The following is a 17610-nucleotide window of genomic DNA, read 5'->3' on the forward strand; positions in this document are numbered from 1 at the left end:
AGACGTGGACTCGTCTCGTGTCATGCCAAACCTGTGTCAGTCGTCAGCGGAGTCGCTGTATTGTTCCCAGTCCCGCTTGAGCAGGAATTGGTTTTTAAAGTTTTTCAGACCCAGCATCACCTCGGCATCTGCAATATCTTCGCAGCTGTGGATGTGATCTTCGAGAAAGGTCGCCATCTTGTCCGGTTCATCGCACACGATCTCGATCAGTAAATCGAACCGGCCTGTGACCCACAGGATGTAGACCACGCTGGATACCGAATTCAGCCGATCCGCCACCTCTTTGGGCGTCACCCCCGGCGCTACTTTGACGCAAACCATCGCATCAGCTTTGTATTCCGACGCACGCGGGTCCGCGATGGCGACAATGCGCAACATCCCGCTGTCTTTCATACCGTTCACGCGGTTGCGAATGGTCCCTTCCGAAACCTTCAGACGTTGGGCAATTTCCGAGAACGCCATGCGGCCATCCGTTTCCAGCATCCTGACGATTTCGCTGTTCAGGCGTTCTTCGACCGAATGTGTCCCGCGTTGGTGGGTTTGTTTTTCCCGGCCGTTGCGTCTTGTGCTGGATTCCATAAGTGCACTCTGCCTTGCTTAGTGGCCCGCAAATCTGTCACAGGGTTCCCTCTCACAACATATCTAGAGTACAAAGGGCGATGCAATTCGTTTTAACCTATTTTTCAAGATTTCACCGTCAAAGCCTCCGTTTTTTGCGGAAACAGTATCGCGATTGCATGCATGTTTCCGATTTCACCAAAATTGAATCCACTCAATACCGTCAGCGGGGCTGACTTAGTCAGGTGTCGATGAAATCAACGCATCTACTTAATGCGCAACAAAACCGACGCTTGTTTGTCGCTTTCGTCCAATGCGTCGAAATTCTTTGCGGTATCATCACTTTATTGGGCGTGCACCTAAACCTGAATGTTTGATTCGTACGATCCTTTCCACATCGGATCCGGATAGGTTTCGCCTCACGGGCACGACTAAGCCACATCAAATCCGCGGATGTATCTCCGCAAAACTCAGAGGTGATTTTTCATGGCCCGGATTACTTACTACGAACATGACGGCACCCAGCACGATGTGCAGGTTGCTGACGGCATGACACTCATGGAAGGCGCAAGAGATCATAATCTCTCCGGGATCGAGGCCGATTGCGGTGGCGCATGCGCCTGTTCGACCTGCCATGTCTATGTTGATGCTGCCTGGGTTGACAAACTGCCCGCCAAGGATGCGATGGAAGAGGACATGCTTGATTTCGCATGGAAACCCGATCCAATCCGTTCGCGTCTGACTTGCCAAATCAAGGTGACCAAAGAACTGGAGGGTTTGATCGTGCATTTGCCTGAACGTCAGATCTAACCTCTGAGCCGCTTTACCTTGCTCCTACAGCTCAGCTGTAGCCTGTGAAAAAAGAAACACCGATGATTGATACGCATTTCAACCGAAGGTTCGGGTTGCTACACCCGATGGTCCTGGCACCGCTTAACCCCGCATCGGACTGGCGCTTGGCCGCCGCAGTAAGTGATGCTGGTGGATTGGGGTTGATCCATGTCGGTGAACTGGACACCAAGGACCTGACAGAGTGTTATCTGCGCACCGGTGAAGATGCCGTCGGTTGGGGGATCAATATTCAGCGGCTAGAACGAGAGCCTGAGGTGTTGGATCAGTTGCTTGGATATCGGCCCAGAGCCATTTTGCTCTATGGTGGAGATCCAAAACCTTTTGTGGACAGGATTCAGACCATTAAAGTGCCCGTGATCTGCGTAGTCGAAACGATTGACATGGCACGTAGGGCAATTGCGTCTGGCGTTGAAATTCTGGCGGCCCACGGCAATGGCTGCGCTGGTTCAGGCAGCGGCACGCGAACCACCATGGCTTTGTTGCCTGAAGTGGCCGATGCTATTTATGCCAGCCATACAGAAACGCTTTTGTTGTGTTCCGGCGGCATTTCGGACGCGCGCAGCGTTGCTGCAGCGCTGATCATGGGAGCTGATGGGGTGATGATGGGAACCCGGTTCTGGGCCAGTCAGGAAACATCCCTTCCGCAGAATCAGGTCAACGCTTTGCTTTCCCTGACTGGTGACGACGTAACCGTTTGTTCCAAAACCGACAACTGCCATGAAGTAGTAAAACGCACATGGCGCGGAATCGGAATGCCAGAGGACAAACAGCCCGTGAGTGAAGGCGTCGGTACGATCCACAGCGCGCCTTCGATCGACACTATTCTGAACTCACTCACCCACAAAACCTCACGCCTGATGACCCACATTCAGCGCAAAGTTGTCGAATAGGGGCTGTTCACCCAAAGAACCTCTGATCTGTGAAATGACGTTGGTATCTTCACTTAGATTGGCTGTACCGCAGTTTTATCCATGGCCCTGATCCCAATCAGGCAGGGGCACGTTATCTGGTCATGTCGCAAGCAGCGAAGCAATATGCGCGTCTAGCTGAGCTGTGAAACCCGCATCGTTGCCGGGATTTGCGGCACAATGGCCAAAATCGGAAATGTAAGGCGCAAATTTGGCACCTGGAATAAACGCTGCCTCGAATTCGTTGTCTTCAGGCGGGAAGTACAGGTCTTGCGTGCAGGGCATCAGGATGGTCCGGGCTCGTATTGAGCCGAGTGCTACTTTGAAATCTCCGTTGAATTCCGGCCCCGCGCTCACATCACCGGCTTGCCAAGTGGCAAGTTTGCACAGAAGATTGTTGGCGTCCCAGTTTGCGGCATGATCCTCAGCCCAGTCATCCATCAAAGCCACCGGACTGTCATAGCCCAATTGCCGATACAAACCTTTCCGATAGAAGGTCTGGGAAAAGGCCCAACCGGCATAGACACGTCCAAAAGCCTTAAGCCCTGCGACAGGTTGCGTGTCGTAGTCCCCACCATTCCAGACTGGGTCGGCACACAGCGCGGCCTTGACCCCTTCGAGAAATACATAGTTATGAGGCGAGGTCCGTGCAGACGCGCAGAATGGCAGGATCGCCTGCACCATGTCCGGATACTGCGCGGCCCATTGATAGGATTGGCAACCTGCCATGGACCAGCCCGCAACAAGCGCGATTTCTTCAATTCCCAAATGATCGTGGATCAGCCTGTGCTGTGCCGCGATATTGTCCCACATCTGCACAAACGGAAACTGCGACCCGTCCTGCGGAGCGGGCGTATTCGATGGTGACGAAGACCGCCCATTGCCAAACAGGTTGGGGCTGATAATGAAATGTTGTGCCGGATCGATTGCCCGACCCGGGCCAAAGAACCCTTCGTTGCGGGAATTCGTTCCAGTGTAAAAGGTCGGCAGAATGATCACATTATCCCGTGCTGGTGATAAGGTGCCATAAGTTTGGTAGGCAAGTTTGGCGTCTTTCAAAACCTCTCCGGACAAAAGTGGAAAGTCGCCAAGCTCAAATATCTTGTGGGTCTGCATTATACGGCTCCCTGTTTCTAAAAGACCATTCCGAGACCGGCCGGTCCGTGATTTCGGCTCGGGTGTCGAATGGGTCGACCCGAGCCGAAAATAGCCCGGGTCGAAACCTGTTTATTCAGCGGCGCTTGGGGCCTCACCTTCGGTTCTTGCCCGCATTCCGTCGCGGATGACAGCCTTGAACAGGGCGATACCCATCAGGGCCATTACGATCGAGAACGGCAAGGCACCGATGATCATTGCGGTATTGATTGCCCCTAGGCCACCGGCCAGCAACAGCGTCCCGATCACCAGCGTCAACGCGGCACCCCAGACAATAATATGCACCTTGGGTTTTTGACGCGCGTCACCACCGGCTGCGATAGTGTTGATGATCAACACTGCCGAGTCCGCTGAAGTGACAAGATAGGTCAGCAGCAGGAACACGATAACGACCGACATCAGCAACGCCATGGTTGGCGAAAGCATGAAGTTGATCATCGCGAACAACTGAGATGAAATACCGGCGCCAGTTATTGCATCTTCAGCGCTACCATTCAGCGTCAGATCAATCGCTGTTCCGCCCACCACCGTAAACCAAATAAAACACATCAGCGACGGCACGATCATGGCACCCAGTACAAACTCGCGGAAGGTGCGCCCGCGTGAGATACGTGCCAGGAACAGTCCGACGAAAGGCGCGAAGGCAATCCACCAAGCCCAGTAGAAGATGGTCCAGCCACCTTGCCACCCTGCCAGTTCGCTTGCGACGCTTTCTTTGTTGCCGTCTGATTGCCACACGGTGACGACCATCGCGGGGAAGCTGATGATATAATCCCAAAGGCCAACGGCCAGACTGCTAATCGCAAACATTGTTGATCCGAAGATCAGGAAGAACGCCAGCAAAAAGAAGGACAGTCCCATATTGATGTTGGACAGCCACTTGATGCCTTTGCCAACCCCGGACAGTGCCGACAATGTTGACGCGAACATGACGATAACAAGCGCCACAATCATGGCCGCATTGGTCGGCGCACCTTCGGCATTCATCATCCAGTCTGCGCCGGTGATATTGAATACACCCGAGGCGAATTGGGACACGCCGTAGCCCAGCGTAACTGACACACCCAGAATCGTCGCAATGACCGAGACGATATCAATGATGTGACCCAGCGGTCCGGAAAGAGCTTGTCCGAAGATCGGCGTCAGCCCAGACCGGATCGTCAGCGGCAAGCCGCGCGAATAGCTGAAGAACGCAAGTGCCAGCCCGATCATTGCATAGCAGCCCCAGGCCGAAAAACCCCAATGCAGGAAAGACCATTTATAGGCCGCCCGTACGTTGTCAGCTGAAGATCCTTGGGTATCACCCATGATCACATCCGGATTGGTTCCGAAATGATAAAGGGGTTCGGCCGTCGCATAGGTCAGCATCCCGATGCCGATCCCGGCACCGAACATCATCGAAAACCACGAGAAGTTCGAGAACTCAGGCTTATCATCAGGAGCACCCAATTTGATCTTGCCGGTCGCGGGCCATAGAGCAAGAACCACGCAGGTCAGAACGTAGAACGCCATGACATACATATACCACGATCCGGTATTGGCATCGATGGCACTGCGAACGCTTTTCAGCGCGTTTCCGGCCTGTTCAGGCCAAATTGCGGCCCAAAGGATCAGTAACCCGATCAGGATCTTCGATCCCAAGGCGACCATCCTGTTGAAACCACGATAAAAGCCATCATCCTCCGTGGCGATGGGGAGGTCGGTAATAGGTGGGGTAATGGACATTTTCATTCCTTCCTGTCGGGGAATTTCCCTTTGTTAGTTGGATCTGTTCGGAAAACGTTTCACGGCTCCTGTCCAAGAGGCCCGCATGGGGATCGAAACGCGTATGCGATCGGTTTGTTGCGCTTTGCAAATGATCCGGCAAAGCTTGGTCCGGCCAGTCTCTGAGCGCCAAAGCGGCAATCAGATAGTAAAGTTCACCAAAACACAGATGAGCGGATTCACCCATGGATGGGCACCTGAATCGGTGCAGAAAAAAATACCAAATTGTTCCAAGGGGGCCGTGGCCCCCCTTGGAATCTGGCTATTTCCGCAGTTGCAGAAAACACGTCAGGTACTGACCTTAGTACAGCCGCAGGTATTCCTGCACCTCCCAGTCGGTCACGGCCTGATGGTATCGCTCCCACTCGTCGTTCTTGTATTCCAGATACGAATGGCGCATCACCGGACCCATGACATGTTCTGCCATCTCATCCGTGCGCAAGGCCTGAATCGCGCTCCACAAGGTGCGTGGCAGGCGACGAATGCCCAGTTCTTCCAACTCAGCCTCAGTCTTGGAATACAGATCGAAATCCGTGGCTTTGCCCGGATCAACCTTGTTCTTGATCCCCTGCACCGAACAGGTCAGGTGCATTGCCATCGCCAGATACACGTTCATCGTCATGTCACAGGCACGGTTTTCGATACAGTGGCGGCTTTGCGGCAGCCGGAACTGGGCAGACCGGTTGTTGAACCCGTAGGTGATGTTTGTGGGCGCCCAGGTGACGGTGCCGCCCTCAAACCCACCTACGCGCGGAACCAAACCGTTATACGAGTTCACGGTTGGGCAGGTGATCGCGGTGATCGCCTCGGCGTGCTGCATCAGGCCACCAACGGCCCAGCGGCTTTCGTCTGACCATTCACCTTCGGGCGTTTCATAGATGTTCTCGCCGGGGCGGCTTTCGTGCTGCATCGACATGTTGATATGCGCGCCTGAACGCCAGTCGCCCACAGTGGGTTTTGGCATGAAGGTCACGAACATGCCGTGCTTTTTGGCAACCTCTTTCAGGACAATACGCAGGAACGCCAGCCGATCGGACATTTCCAACACGTTGGTATAGTGGAAATCCAGCTCGAACTGGGAATAGGCGCCTTCGGCAACCACATCGTGCAGGTTCCAACCCAAACCTTCGATGATGTCGATCATGTCCTTGAGGTATGGCATTGAATCGACCGAATATTCCACGTCATAGCCAAAGGCCTGACGACGGGGGCGCAGCCCGTCTGCCGGATCATCATCGAATGCCTTCACGGGCTGACCGTTCTCGTCGTATTTCATGACGATGAATTCGGGTTCAACTCCGGCATAGCCGGTGTACCCTTCCTGCGCGGCCTCGTGCATTGCGCGCTTCAGCGCCTGACGCGGGCAGACATTGTAGGGCGCATCTTCCCAGTAGAGGTCCGAGAAAATGACCGCCATCGAAGTGTCCCAGGGGCAGATATAGACGGCATCCAGATCAGGCACCACGACCTGATCACTGTCTGCCGGGCTCAGCTCGGGAACAAACGAGATCGAGTGCACCGCAAATTGCGGACCCTTGCCCAGACACAGCTGTTCAAAATCGCTCATCGGGACGGGTTTGGTCTTTGGGATGCCGTGCAGGTCGATCCATGCACCCATCACATATTTGACGCCAGCATCTTCCAGACGCTTTTTAACTTCGGGAATCTTCGGGCGATTGCGTTCCACCGCGTCCTTGAAGCTCTCGTAGTAGATCTTGCCGTTGGTATTGTCTTTTGGCATGTTTTTTCCTCCTGTCAGGGTCCCGCCTTGCATCTCATCGTTGCAGCGATCGACGGGCCGCTAAAATCCTGTACTTTTCTCGACTGCGCAAAGAAGACCGGCAACAAGTGAGGGAGAGCCACCTATTGCCGGCTTTCAATCTGCGACCGGCGTTCAGCCCGGCACAAAATCGTTTGGATCGATTCCGGGAACTTCGGTGATACCCGCCAGCTGTTTCCAGTTATGCGGGTATGCAGCATAGAAGATCACGCAGCGGTCATCCGCCTCATACGAGATGTGATTGTCCTTCGGGACAAACAGCACATCACCGCGGTTGCAGTTGTATTCCTGACCGTCACACACCAGACGGAACGTGCCTTCAAGCACATAGATGATCTCATCGCAGGTCAGATCCCATGGAATCTTGATGTTTTTCAGAACGTTGATCCCGCCACACATGGACGTCGAAAATTCGCTCGTGACCATTGGCTTGATATAGGTGTCGCCGTCGCCGTCACCGATTTTATTATAGCGGTCCTCAACGAGGTCCCATTTCATCAGTCTTGGTGTTTCACCCATTGGTCATGCCTCTTCTTTAGCTAAATGTTTCAGAATGGATTCGTTCAGTTCGACCTTGTAGCCGTCCGGGTCCTCGCAGAACGCAATGACACGGGTGCCGTTTTTCATCGGTCCTGGCGCACGTGTGATGTTCACACCAGCCGCCGCCAGGTCTTCGCAGGCCTTGTAGACATCCGGCGTTTCGATGCAGATGTGACCGTAGGCATCACCTTTTTCATAAGGCTCTTCACGGCCCCAGTTCAGCGCCAGTTCAAGCGTCGGAGAGCTTTCTTCCGGACCATAGCCGATGAAGGTGTTGGTAAATTTGCCTTCGGGATAATCCGTGCGACGCAGCACCTGCATACCCAGAATGTCGCAATAGAACTTAAGACTTGCCTCAAGATCCACAACGCGGATCATTGTATGCGCAAGGCGAAAGCCCGTATTCGTTTGATTTGCCATTATATATCCCGTCTTTCACTTACTTGAACTTGCAACGTCGTTGGCCACCAGGTCCTGGAATGCGCGCACGCTGTCCTCCCACGCGGGCGACAGCACGCCCCCTGCATCCGCGATTTCCGACGCACGGCCCAGTTGCAGCCGCTCGGTCATTTCGTGGTCTTCCTTGTGAACGTCCCACCACAGCTTCTTCAGGCCCTCGACATCGTGGCCATCCAGTTTCTGACCCGCCGTGGTGTAGATGGCGCGTTTCTGCAGCATCGTGCTCGGACCGGTCGGAATGTTCAGGTAAACACCCATCTGATCGGGAAAATACCGACCCAGAATGAAGTTCGGGTACAGGGCCAGATAGCGCGAGCTGACGCCAAGGCTTCCGGATGTTCCGATCTCTTCCTCCAGATCCACAGCACTGCCCATGCAATTGCCGTCAATGATCGTATAGTGATCTTCCAGCGGCTGGTCTGTTGTGGTGGCGTGCACGAACTGAACATGATAGGGCTCGATGAAGTTCTCCATGATGAACTTCCAGTTGCAGGCCACTTCGCCGAATTCCAGCGTCGCGACACAATCGACCATGTCCCATTCCATCCCTTCCAGACGCGCCAGCAGCGTGGCTGAGTAGTCTTCGAACGGTTCCGCCTCGCCATCGATGTTCACGAATATCCAGTCGTTCCAGACATGGGTCCGGATCGGGATCAGGCTGTTGGCTTTCTTGTCGAAATCTTCGTGGTTGTGCTGGTTCGGGCCACCGAAATGCGGCGCCGCGCGCAACTGACCGTCAAGGTCATACGCCCAGGCATGATAGGGGCAGCGGATCAGCTTCCCGACGTTCTTCGGTTCATCAACCAACGTCAGGCAACGGTGACGGCAGATGTTGTGAAACGCCTTGATCTCACCCTTGGTGTTGCGCACGATCAAAAGCGGTTTGTTCGCGATCGTGACGGGTACGGCATCCCCGCTTTCTTTCAATTCATGGGCGAACCCGATGCAAATCCAATTGCGATGAAACACTGTTTGGCATTCCGCCTCCCAGAATTCCTGGCCTGTATATGCAGCTGCTGGCAGCCCGCGTTTCAGACCGCTGCTCTCAAAAAACGGAGACAGAATCTTCTGCATGTCACCCATTTAGTTTCCTCCCCAAAAAAGCTGGACGACTGAGATGTTGATATGTGCTGGCACCTGCTGGCGCTGATCCGTCATAACAAACAAGATCAAACTGCGCTTTTCGTAATTTGTCTAGCTTTTTTTGTATTTTCCGTACGACGGCCAGTTTAACCCTGCAGAATGCTAAAATAATTTAGGAATTTGTTGGCCTAAAGCGTTTCCAGTTTACGTAGAAGCATATCCGGCCTCACGAAAGTAGTTCCAGCATTCCTGCGGTGTGTAGAGGTCGCAGATTTCGCTGAGGGCGTTGAAGAGTTCTGTGAAGGATCGTGCACCGATGCGTCGGAGGTGGGCTTTCAGTTTTGAGAACGCCATTTCTATTGGGTTCAAGTCCGGGCTGTAGGGCGGCAAGAAGAGGAACCAGCAGCCATGGTCACGGAGGGCTGCCTCGGCCTCCTTGTTTCGATGCGTGGCGAGATTGTCGAGGATCACGGCGGTGCCGGGCTTGATCTCGGGGATCAACACATTGCGGATGTAGGCAATAAAGGCGGGACCGTCCATCGCCCCCTTGATGACCCAAGGCGCGACCAGATCGGATGCCCCCAGCCCTGCGATCAGCGTTTGGGTTCCCCAAGACCCAAACGGCGCGGATGCTGTCAGCCTTGTGCCGCGCAAAGATCTCCCCCGCGTTCGTGTCAGATTGGTTTTGACGGATGTTTCGTCAAGGAACACAACACGTTCAGGCATGGCGCTGATCGCAGGGGCACGATGGGTGAACCAATCGGCCCGGGCCCGTTTTACCCTTGCTCTCTTGCGTTCATCCGCAATGAGGCTCTTTTTTTGTACGTGTAGCCCAACCGCTTGAGCGCCTGGTCAATGCCGGAGACGGACGCGGTGACGTTGTGCGCATCGGCCAACGCACCCTGAAGCTCCCTGAGTGTGATGTCCGGATCTTGGTGGATCAACTCGATCAGGAACTCGTGGTAGGGTGCCAGCCTGCCATGACCGGTGTTGCGCGGGTTCTCGGCCGGCTTCAGGCGCAAACCTTGCCTGAGCTTCTGTGAAAGGCGCGACGCGGACGCCGCTGAAATCATCAGACGACGGCCGATCTCACGACCCGTCAGTCCTTCGGCAAAGAGCGCCTCGAAACGTGTACGAATATCGGCAGAGAGCGGGTTAGGCATGAACTGATCCTCCTGAATAGGATGAATCAGAAAACGCGCCCGCTGTGAATCCCCTACGATTCAACAAAAGCTGGAAACGCTTTAGAATGGATCACCGAGCCACGGTATCGCCTACATTCACTTAGACACGCGCGACGGTCGATACCATACAAATTCAATGATGCCCGTTACGACAAGCCTTCCCAAGGCTAACTCCCGGTCACGATTTACTCGGACTACAAATATAGTCTCCGACGTCGAGGTGACGTGCCGGTCTGGGTTTTGATGCTGTGGTGCGGAACTGGACATTGCCAGGCCGCAAAACATGGTGCAATCACCACATCGATGCCATAGCCGAGCACTGCAGGATGAACTGGCAAACTGAGACGGGATACAACCAGCGATCGCTTCCGGTCACCCCACCAAACGGGTCGATGCACTCGTTCCATGGAGCCTCATGTTATCAAGCTGATCGCGCGCGAGGTAAAGGCGCCATTTACTTGCGACCATCCATACCGCGAAATCTGCATGGGCGATCAGTGCAATATCTAGAATAGCGCAGTGCTTCCAATATTTGGAAAGCTCACTTTTGCAATGTAAAGCAGGTGTTTCTCCCGCTTCGCCAAGACGCGTAAATCGTTGCGTTTTTCAAAGGAACACGGATATTTGCGAAATCAATGAGTCGCGCGTCAGAAGCGATACGCCCCACGAACTTGTAATGCGGTGCCATCAAAATCCAGCGGACCATCGCTGAAATGACTTCAGCTTACATCGCCACGGAACCTTGTATAACCTACGATAGCATTAGCCATTCCTTGGCCAAAATCACAACCAGCTCGCGCCCTCTCGCGTAAGATGCCATCAAAATCGACAGACGTGTTGCGAATGCCGAGTCCAAGATTCGCGTTGCGTGTGTCGTAGTCAAGCTCGCCACCGATGATTCAATCTCCAAAATCGTAGTCATATCCGGCGATCAAACCATTTGTGAAAGAGTTATCGTCGCTAGTGACGCTGCCATCAAATATGCCATACCCGGCACTGAGCCCCGATGTATCCCCCTGCCCAAACTCCGTACTTGCTGGAGCAGCAGCGAACGAGTGAGCAACTACAGGTGCAACCAATTGAGATTTTGCCATTTTCTTTTATCTCTTTCACCATCTGTATCGTTGACTATGTCACTCATTGATCTCAGGCAGTATATGTGAGATTCATCCGGTTTTGGTCGGGTTAGCGGCACGTCGCATCTGACATACCGACCAACCTACAATACCAGTCGGTATCCTCAAGAACAGCTATTGGCCACTTTTGCTTGGTCGACTGCAACAACCTGTCCTTTTAGGTTTGCGACCTGATCAGCAATATTTTCGCCTGATGATGTAGTGACGGGTTCACCCAAAACGATCAAAGCGGCAGTATCCTTGTTTCGCGCCATCTTTTGCGAGGCTGAAGCCGATTGCAAGGCCTGCTGGACGCGCTGATCTTCTTGACTGAGTTGAGCACAGCTGAACCCTTTGTAATTCTCAGGCGATACATAAGCCGCGCGAATGTTCTTTGGGTTTTGTGCGCAAGCAGAAACGCTCACCATGATGGCTACACACCCGAATGCCGACCAATTTTTTTTCAACTTTCGATTCCTTCTTTCACTTGACTGTGTTTATTGGCACACAGTGCGTATCTCAAAGAATATCGCTAAGCAATATGCTTTTTATGTTTTAGTTAAAATTTTTGTCAAAACAGGCGATACCACCAGCCACTTTGGTTCCATTACGATCATCGCATGGCCCATTCATCCCGCTAGCAGTAGCAGCAGCAGCAGCAGCAGCAGCAGAGGCCTCGGTCACAACGATTGTCGAGCAAAACTTTTTCGAAGCCGTCAAGCTCAAAATACCACTCTGGAAGTAAGGCGTGAGGCGTGAAAATTCTCAAACACCAGTGATTCGACTGATCCGTCAAGTGATCGTATTGTTGGATCTCTGTTTGTGTCAAAATATGTATTTCTTTTGCGGGCGCAGCATAAATCGTGAACCAGCAGAACCCTTCGCTTCCCAACATTTGCCTGACATACATCCGATTATCTTCGTGTTCTGGAACATTGCGAGGGAACTCGGAAGCATCATTTGAACCATCCATCTAGGCATGAACACCAATATGTGCGCCGGGTTCCATCGTCCATCTTGCCCCGGCCAGGAAAAGGTCCACCCCACCCGAATTGATTTCGCTGTCCGGCGTCAGATGCATGTTGAGCCCCAACTCACGAATGCGATAGCCAAATTCTATCATCGTGTCACCATCCAGCAAGCCGGGAATGTCAGTCTCGACCAGCGTGGAGATGCCTGGGTCCCAAGCATAAATGTCTTCAAGTTGTTCCAGAGTTTTGGCGTAGATCTCGCCCCGCATGTATAGCTTGCTGCCTTCAAAACGGAACTCGGTCGTCTCGACAAGATTGAGGGAGACAAAAGCGATCCAGATACACCCAACGACGTTTATGAGTGACAATATGGCAAAACTAAAAAGCATAGGGCATGCAAACCGGCTAAGGGCATGCCAGTCATCACGCAAACAGTTGAAGACAGCTGCCCTAGGGCTCTTTACCCAAAGAGTTTTCATCATCGCACTGCATTACTCTGCAAAAAAGAGATGTACTGGAATCTGGAGAGATGATAAGTATTGGTTATCTTTTTACAACTATTATTTTATATAAAATGTAAAATATTTAATGCCTAGAAAATTCTTTACGGCTCATGTCGCTTTTGAAAAGCAGAAACAAATGAAGGGGGCCACATGGCCGGATTTGCCAAAATCGTCATGGCACTGAGCTTTTGCTACTATACACTGGAGATGGGGCTGTTGTGGCTGGGTCAGACGATAGGCTTGCATAACGAAATCTGGGATGCTTATGATTTTCCTGAACAAGTGAACTCACCACCTTTGTGGTCACTACTTGTCGGCCTTGGCGTGACAGGATTTACCCTTATGTCCTTGGCCTGTGCCTATCGTGGGGCCTGGCTGATACTGAATGGTGGACCAAACCAGGATTTTCGCGATCTAGGCCGGAACATGCGACACATTGCATGGGGGCTAATCGGATTCTGGCTTGGCTACAATATTTTGGCTGGTGCTGTTCAGTATCTGATCGTTGTTGATCTGGCATCAACCGATGGTTTCGATTTTGGCTGGGACCCGCTGGATTTCGATATCGTCTTTGCCATCATAGGCGTGGTCCTGCTTGCGATATCGCAGACACTCAATCGGGCTTGGCAAGCCGAAGACGAAAATATGCACTTTCTGTGAGGCCTGCATGCCATGGCAATTAATGTGACGCTCGATCTGATGCTGGTGATGCGAAAGACCTCCTCGAGGGAACTTGCAGCGGCCATAGGCATCTCCGAAACGAACCTTTCCCTGATAAAGTCGGGGAAAATCAAAGGGGTCAGATTTTCAACTCTCAATGCAATCTGCAGCTACCTGGAGTGTCAGCCCGGAGATATTCTGAGTTTCGAACCGGACTAATAATCTTAACTTTCGGATGAACTGAGGGCATGGATCATTGTTCACCTCAGGTTGTAGATATGTACGGACTCTCGGGACACTTCCTGTAAATTATCCAATCTTGGGTGGAGGAAGATCGGGACATTCAATGCAAGCTTAGAGTGCTTCAACATGCCGAGAAGATCGGCAATGTAGGGGTCGAGTCCGGCTGAGTGCAGAATAGGGCGTTAAGCTCGGATTGGGCTTCTGTGATTGCGCTCAGGCTTGGCCTTCACTGAGATAACGATAAATGGTGGCCTTAGAGAGGCTGTACTCGGCCATGAGGTCCTTGATTAAGGTGCCCTTCGCGCGTTCTGCGCGCAGCTCTACGATCTGATCGTCAGTAAGCGCAGGGCGCTTTCCAAATTGCACACCGCGATCCTTGGCTTTCTTGATCCCGTCCATTTGACGCTCGGCGCGGATTTCGGTTTCGAACTGACCGACTGCTCCGAGCATGTTGAACAGCAGCCGCCCGGTTGCGTCAGATGTGTCGATATTTTGATCGAGGACGACCATATCAACGCCCTTTTCGCGCAGGGTTTCGGCGATCTGGCAGAGGTGTAACGTGGATCGGGCGAGACGGTCGATGCGGGTTACGGTCAGCTGGTCGCCTTCGCGGACATAGTTGAGGCACTGTTTGAGCTGAGGGCGGGCGTCAGTGGTGCCGCTGCGCTTCTCTTCGAACAGCTTGTCGCAATCGCTCAGCTTTTCTCTCTGCACCTCCAGAGATTGTCCAACCGAACTGACACGGGCATATCCAACTTTGGCCATGGGGTCTCATATAGTTTTAAGATTTTTGCGACCGCCATATTGAGACATTGAAAAAGACATGGCAAGCGGATGGTCTCAATATGTCTACTTTCAAAGACCCTATCTCATAAAGAAAGAACAATCCGATGGCACATCGAGCGGTTCTGACCGCGCGACAACGCGCGGCGCTATTTGATCTTCCTACTGACGAGATGGCGTTGCTTCGGCAATTCACTCTGGATGATGAAGACATTGAGAACATCCGCACACGGCGACGGCCAGAAAACCAAATTGGCTTTGCCCTTCAACTTTGTGCCTTCCGGTATCCAGGTCGGTTACTCAAAGCTGGCGAGGTGATCCCGGAACCTGTTTCCCGTTTTGTGGCCGCACAACTCGGGCTGAAGCTGGATGATCTCCTGCCATATGCCGCGCGGGAGAAGACCCGCCGGGAACATCTGGATGCTTTGCGCAAGATGTACGGGTACAAGATGTTTTCCGGCAAGCGCGCCAAGAAAATGCGGAACTGGCTGGAACAGAATGCTGAAGCAGCGCAATCCAGCGAGGTGCTGGTACGTGGGTTCGTAGAAGAATGCCGCAGACGGCAGATCATTCTGCCGGGTATATCGGTTATTGAACGTCACTGTGCAGATGCGTTGGTCGCCGCTGAACGCAGGATAGAAGCTCGCATTGCGGCTCATCTCGATGCAAAAATGCGCGCCCAACTCGACAACTTGCTGACCGAAGAGGTGGATGGTCGGGTCAGCCGGTTCGTCTGGTTACGGCGGTTTGAGGTAGGAAAGAACTCTGCCGACATCAATCGCCAACTCGACCGGCTGGAATTTTTGCAGCGGATCGAGTTATCGTCGGCGATCTTGGACGGTGTTCCTGCACACCGACTCGCGCAACTGCGTCGTCAGGGCGAAAGGTATTTCACAGATGGGCTGCGGGACATCACCAGTGATCGCCGTTTGGCCATTCTTGCGACATGTGTTGTGGAGTGGTCAGCCGCCATCGCTGATTCCGTTGTCGAGACACATGACCGGATCGTTGGATCAATCTGGCGGGAGGCAAAGAGGATTTGCGACGCCCGTGTTGCCGAAGCGCAATCGGAGATCGCGGCGACCCTGGTCGGGTTTGAGGCATTGGGCACGACATTGCTATTGGCTAAAGGTGATGAAGTGGCAATCGCCGGTGCTGTGGATGCTTCCTGTGGTTGGGGTGCGCTAGAAAACCTTGTCGCGACGGCAAGGACACTTGGCAAGATCGTCAAGGCGGATGCGCTGGCCTATGTCGAGCAGGGTTATCATCGGTTCAAGCTCTATGCCCCACGTATGCTGGCAGTGTTGGACATCACGGGAGCGAGTGTGGCTGAGCCTCTGTTGGCGGCGACCTATGTGATCCGCGACAAACGCGATATTCCAAGTCGCTCTGCACCGTTCCTTCAGCCCCAGTCTAAGTGGCGAAGTCACTTGCGGAATCCAGAAACCAACAGGGACCGCCTATGGGTTGTTGCGGTGCTGTTCCATCTGCGTGAAGCCTTCAGATCGGGTGATGTCTGGCTTGCTCATTCCCGCCGATACAACGACATGAAACAGGCTCTGGTTCCAGTCGAGGCCGCTCAGACTATGGGTATGTCGATGCCATTGGAGCCGGAAATCTGGATCTCAGATCGTAAGCAACAGCTGGAATACGGACTGCACAGGCTTGCGATGGCAGTGAAAAACGGAACCCTTCCCGGCGGTGTCATCGAGGATGGCAGATTGCGCGTCGAACGGCTGGAAGCTGATGTACCTGCTGAAGCCGATAGCCTCATCCTTGATCTCTATCGCCGCCTGCCGGAAGTGCGGATCACGGATATCCTCATGGACGTGGACATTGACACGGGGTTCACCGATGCCTTCACCCATCTGCGCACCGGTGCACCGTGCAAAGACAGGCTTGGCCTTTTGAATGTCATCCTCGCCGAGGGTCTGAATCTTGGGTTGAGCAAGATGGCCGGGGCCAGCAGTACGCATAGTTTTACCCAATTGGCGCGACTCTCGAACTGGCACGTAGAAAGTGACGCTATCAATCGGGCCTTGGCCATAGTGATCGAAGCGCAGGCACAGCTACCAATGGCAAAATACTGGGGTGCCGGTGAAACCGCATCCAGTGATGGGCAGTTCTTTCCCACCACGCGACAGGGTGAAGCGATGAATCTGATCAATGCGAAGTACGGTCATGAACCCGGCCTGAAAGCCTATACTCATGTATCAGATCAATATGGTCCCTTTGCCACGCAGGTCATTCCCGCCACAGTAAACGAAGCCCCATATATTCTTGATGGGTTGCTGATGAATCCGACCGGCAAGCGGATCAGAGAACAATATGCCGATACAGGCGGCTTCACGGATCTCGTCTTTGCCGCCACTTCACTGCTCGGATACCTGTTTATTCCGCGCATCAGGGATTTGCCGTCCAAACGGCTGCATGTTTTTGATCGCCGCAGTGTTCCCACTGAACTGAAGGGCTTAGCGGGTGACAAAATCCGGGAAAATACGATTATCACCAACTGGCCGGATGTTCTACGCTGCATTGCGACGATGCTCTCAGGCAGGATGCAGCCCAGTCAGCTCCTGAAGAAACTGGCGGCGCGGCCGCGGCAGCATGACCTGGCCATCGCCCTTCGTGAGATCGGGCGCGTTGAGCGGACGCTGTTCATCATAGAGTGGTTGCTCGACACCGACATGCAGCGCCGTGCCCAAATCGGTCTCAACAAAGGTGAGGCGCATCATGCTCTGAAGAGCGCCCTGCGGATTGGCAGACAGGGAGAAATCCGCGACCGCACCACTGAGGGTCAGCACTTCCGTATCGCAGGGCTGAATTTGCTCACCGCCATCATCATCTACTGGAATACAAAACAGCTCGGCATCGCAATGGCGCAACGAAAAAAGGCCGGGCTGGATACACCAGCATATCTTCTCACCCACATCTCACCGCTGGGCTGGGCACATATCATCCTCACTGGTGAATACAGGTGGCGGAAGATGAAGGCGGAAGGCCGATGAAACCCGATACGGCTATAACACAATGTAATCGCACAACGGGCTAC

At 53.4% G+C, this 17610-nt stretch carries 16 protein-coding genes; 5 read left to right on the forward strand and 11 right to left on the reverse strand.

Annotated features, from left to right (window positions below; genetic code table 11):
• Positions 1-36: 36 nt before the first annotated feature.
• Positions 37-579, reverse strand: a complete 543-nt coding sequence (locus D9K61_RS12835) for an Lrp/AsnC family transcriptional regulator (protein WP_254055765.1) — start codon at positions 577-579, stop codon at positions 37-39.
• Positions 580-1044: 465 nt separating this feature from the next.
• Between D9K61_RS12835 and D9K61_RS12840 the strand changes: the two genes are divergently transcribed.
• Both D9K61_RS12840 and D9K61_RS12845 read left to right on the forward strand, forming a co-directional pair.
• Positions 1045-1368 (forward strand): 2Fe-2S iron-sulfur cluster-binding protein, encoded by a 324-nt coding sequence (locus D9K61_RS12840; protein ID WP_120633625.1) that lies wholly within the window; start codon positions 1045-1047, stop codon positions 1366-1368.
• A gap of 44 nt (positions 1369-1412) precedes the next feature.
• The gene (locus D9K61_RS12845; RefSeq protein WP_120633626.1) at positions 1413-2300 is read left to right on the forward strand and encodes a nitronate monooxygenase; all 888 of its coding nucleotides are present in this window, start codon (positions 1413-1415) and stop codon (positions 2298-2300) included.
• A gap of 120 nt (positions 2301-2420) precedes the next feature.
• On the opposite strand, the gene D9K61_RS12850 is transcribed toward D9K61_RS12845, so the two are convergent.
• The 9 genes from D9K61_RS12850 to D9K61_RS12890 form a co-directional block, all read right to left on the reverse strand.
• Complete coding sequence (locus D9K61_RS12850) at positions 2421-3434, reverse strand: alpha/beta fold hydrolase (protein ID WP_120633627.1); 1014 nt, start codon at positions 3432-3434, stop codon at positions 2421-2423.
• Positions 3435-3545: 111 nt separating this feature from the next.
• Positions 3546-5198, reverse strand: coding sequence for a BCCT family transporter (locus tag D9K61_RS12855; protein WP_120633706.1), 1653 nt, complete (start codon positions 5196-5198; stop codon positions 3546-3548).
• 340 nt (positions 5199-5538) lie between these two features.
• Positions 5539-6978, reverse strand: coding sequence for a glutamine synthetase family protein (locus tag D9K61_RS12860; protein WP_120633707.1), 1440 nt, complete (start codon positions 6976-6978; stop codon positions 5539-5541).
• A gap of 153 nt (positions 6979-7131) precedes the next feature.
• Positions 7132-7515 (reverse strand): AraC family ligand binding domain-containing protein, encoded by a 384-nt coding sequence (locus D9K61_RS12865; RefSeq protein ID WP_254055766.1) that lies wholly within the window; start codon positions 7513-7515, stop codon positions 7132-7134.
• 24 nt (positions 7516-7539) lie between these two features.
• Entirely contained in the window at positions 7540-7977 is a 438-nt protein-coding gene (gloA, locus tag D9K61_RS12870; RefSeq protein WP_120633629.1) for a lactoylglutathione lyase, read from the reverse strand.
• 15 nt (positions 7978-7992) lie between these two features.
• On the reverse strand, positions 7993-9099 hold the full coding sequence (locus D9K61_RS12875; protein WP_120633630.1) for an aromatic ring-hydroxylating dioxygenase subunit alpha: 1107 nt from the start codon (positions 9097-9099) through the stop codon (positions 7993-7995).
• Positions 9100-9303: 204 nt separating this feature from the next.
• A protein-coding gene (locus tag D9K61_RS12880; RefSeq protein WP_216825799.1) for an IS630 family transposase occupies positions 9304-10262 on the reverse strand; the annotation gives its coding sequence in 2 pieces (ribosomal slippage) (positions 9304-9918 and positions 9921-10262; 957 coding nt in all).
• Between the two features lie 1261 nt (positions 10263-11523).
• Entirely contained in the window at positions 11524-11865 is a 342-nt protein-coding gene (locus tag D9K61_RS12885) for a hypothetical protein (RefSeq protein WP_162946866.1), read from the reverse strand.
• A 506-nt stretch (positions 11866-12371) separates the two neighbouring features.
• On the reverse strand, positions 12372-12758 hold the full coding sequence (locus D9K61_RS12890) for a hypothetical protein (RefSeq protein ID WP_120633632.1): 387 nt from the start codon (positions 12756-12758) through the stop codon (positions 12372-12374).
• Positions 12759-13022: 264 nt separating this feature from the next.
• Here D9K61_RS12890 and D9K61_RS12895 point away from each other — a divergent pair, with 264 nt between their 5' ends.
• Both D9K61_RS12895 and D9K61_RS12900 read left to right on the forward strand, forming a co-directional pair.
• On the forward strand, positions 13023-13532 hold the full coding sequence (locus D9K61_RS12895; protein ID WP_120633633.1) for a hypothetical protein: 510 nt from the start codon (positions 13023-13025) through the stop codon (positions 13530-13532).
• 39 nt (positions 13533-13571) lie between these two features.
• Positions 13572-13751 (forward strand): helix-turn-helix domain-containing protein, encoded by a 180-nt coding sequence (locus D9K61_RS12900; RefSeq protein WP_371688474.1) that lies wholly within the window; start codon positions 13572-13574, stop codon positions 13749-13751.
• 237 nt (positions 13752-13988) lie between these two features.
• Here the strand turns inward: D9K61_RS12900 and D9K61_RS12905 are convergent, their stop codons facing one another.
• Positions 13989-14540: a recombinase family protein gene (locus tag D9K61_RS12905; protein ID WP_120633635.1), complete on the reverse strand. Its 552-nt coding sequence runs from the start codon at positions 14538-14540 to the stop codon at positions 13989-13991.
• A 125-nt stretch (positions 14541-14665) separates the two neighbouring features.
• Here D9K61_RS12905 and D9K61_RS12910 point away from each other — a divergent pair, with 125 nt between their 5' ends.
• On the forward strand, positions 14666-17566 hold the full coding sequence (locus D9K61_RS12910) for a Tn3 family transposase (protein ID WP_120633636.1): 2901 nt from the start codon (positions 14666-14668) through the stop codon (positions 17564-17566).
• Positions 17567-17610: the final 44 nt, after the last annotated feature.

Origin of the sequence: Ruegeria sp. EL01 (genome assembly GCF_900313035.1) — a bacterium.
Taxonomy (GTDB): Bacteria; Pseudomonadota; Alphaproteobacteria; order Rhodobacterales; family Rhodobacteraceae; genus Ruegeria.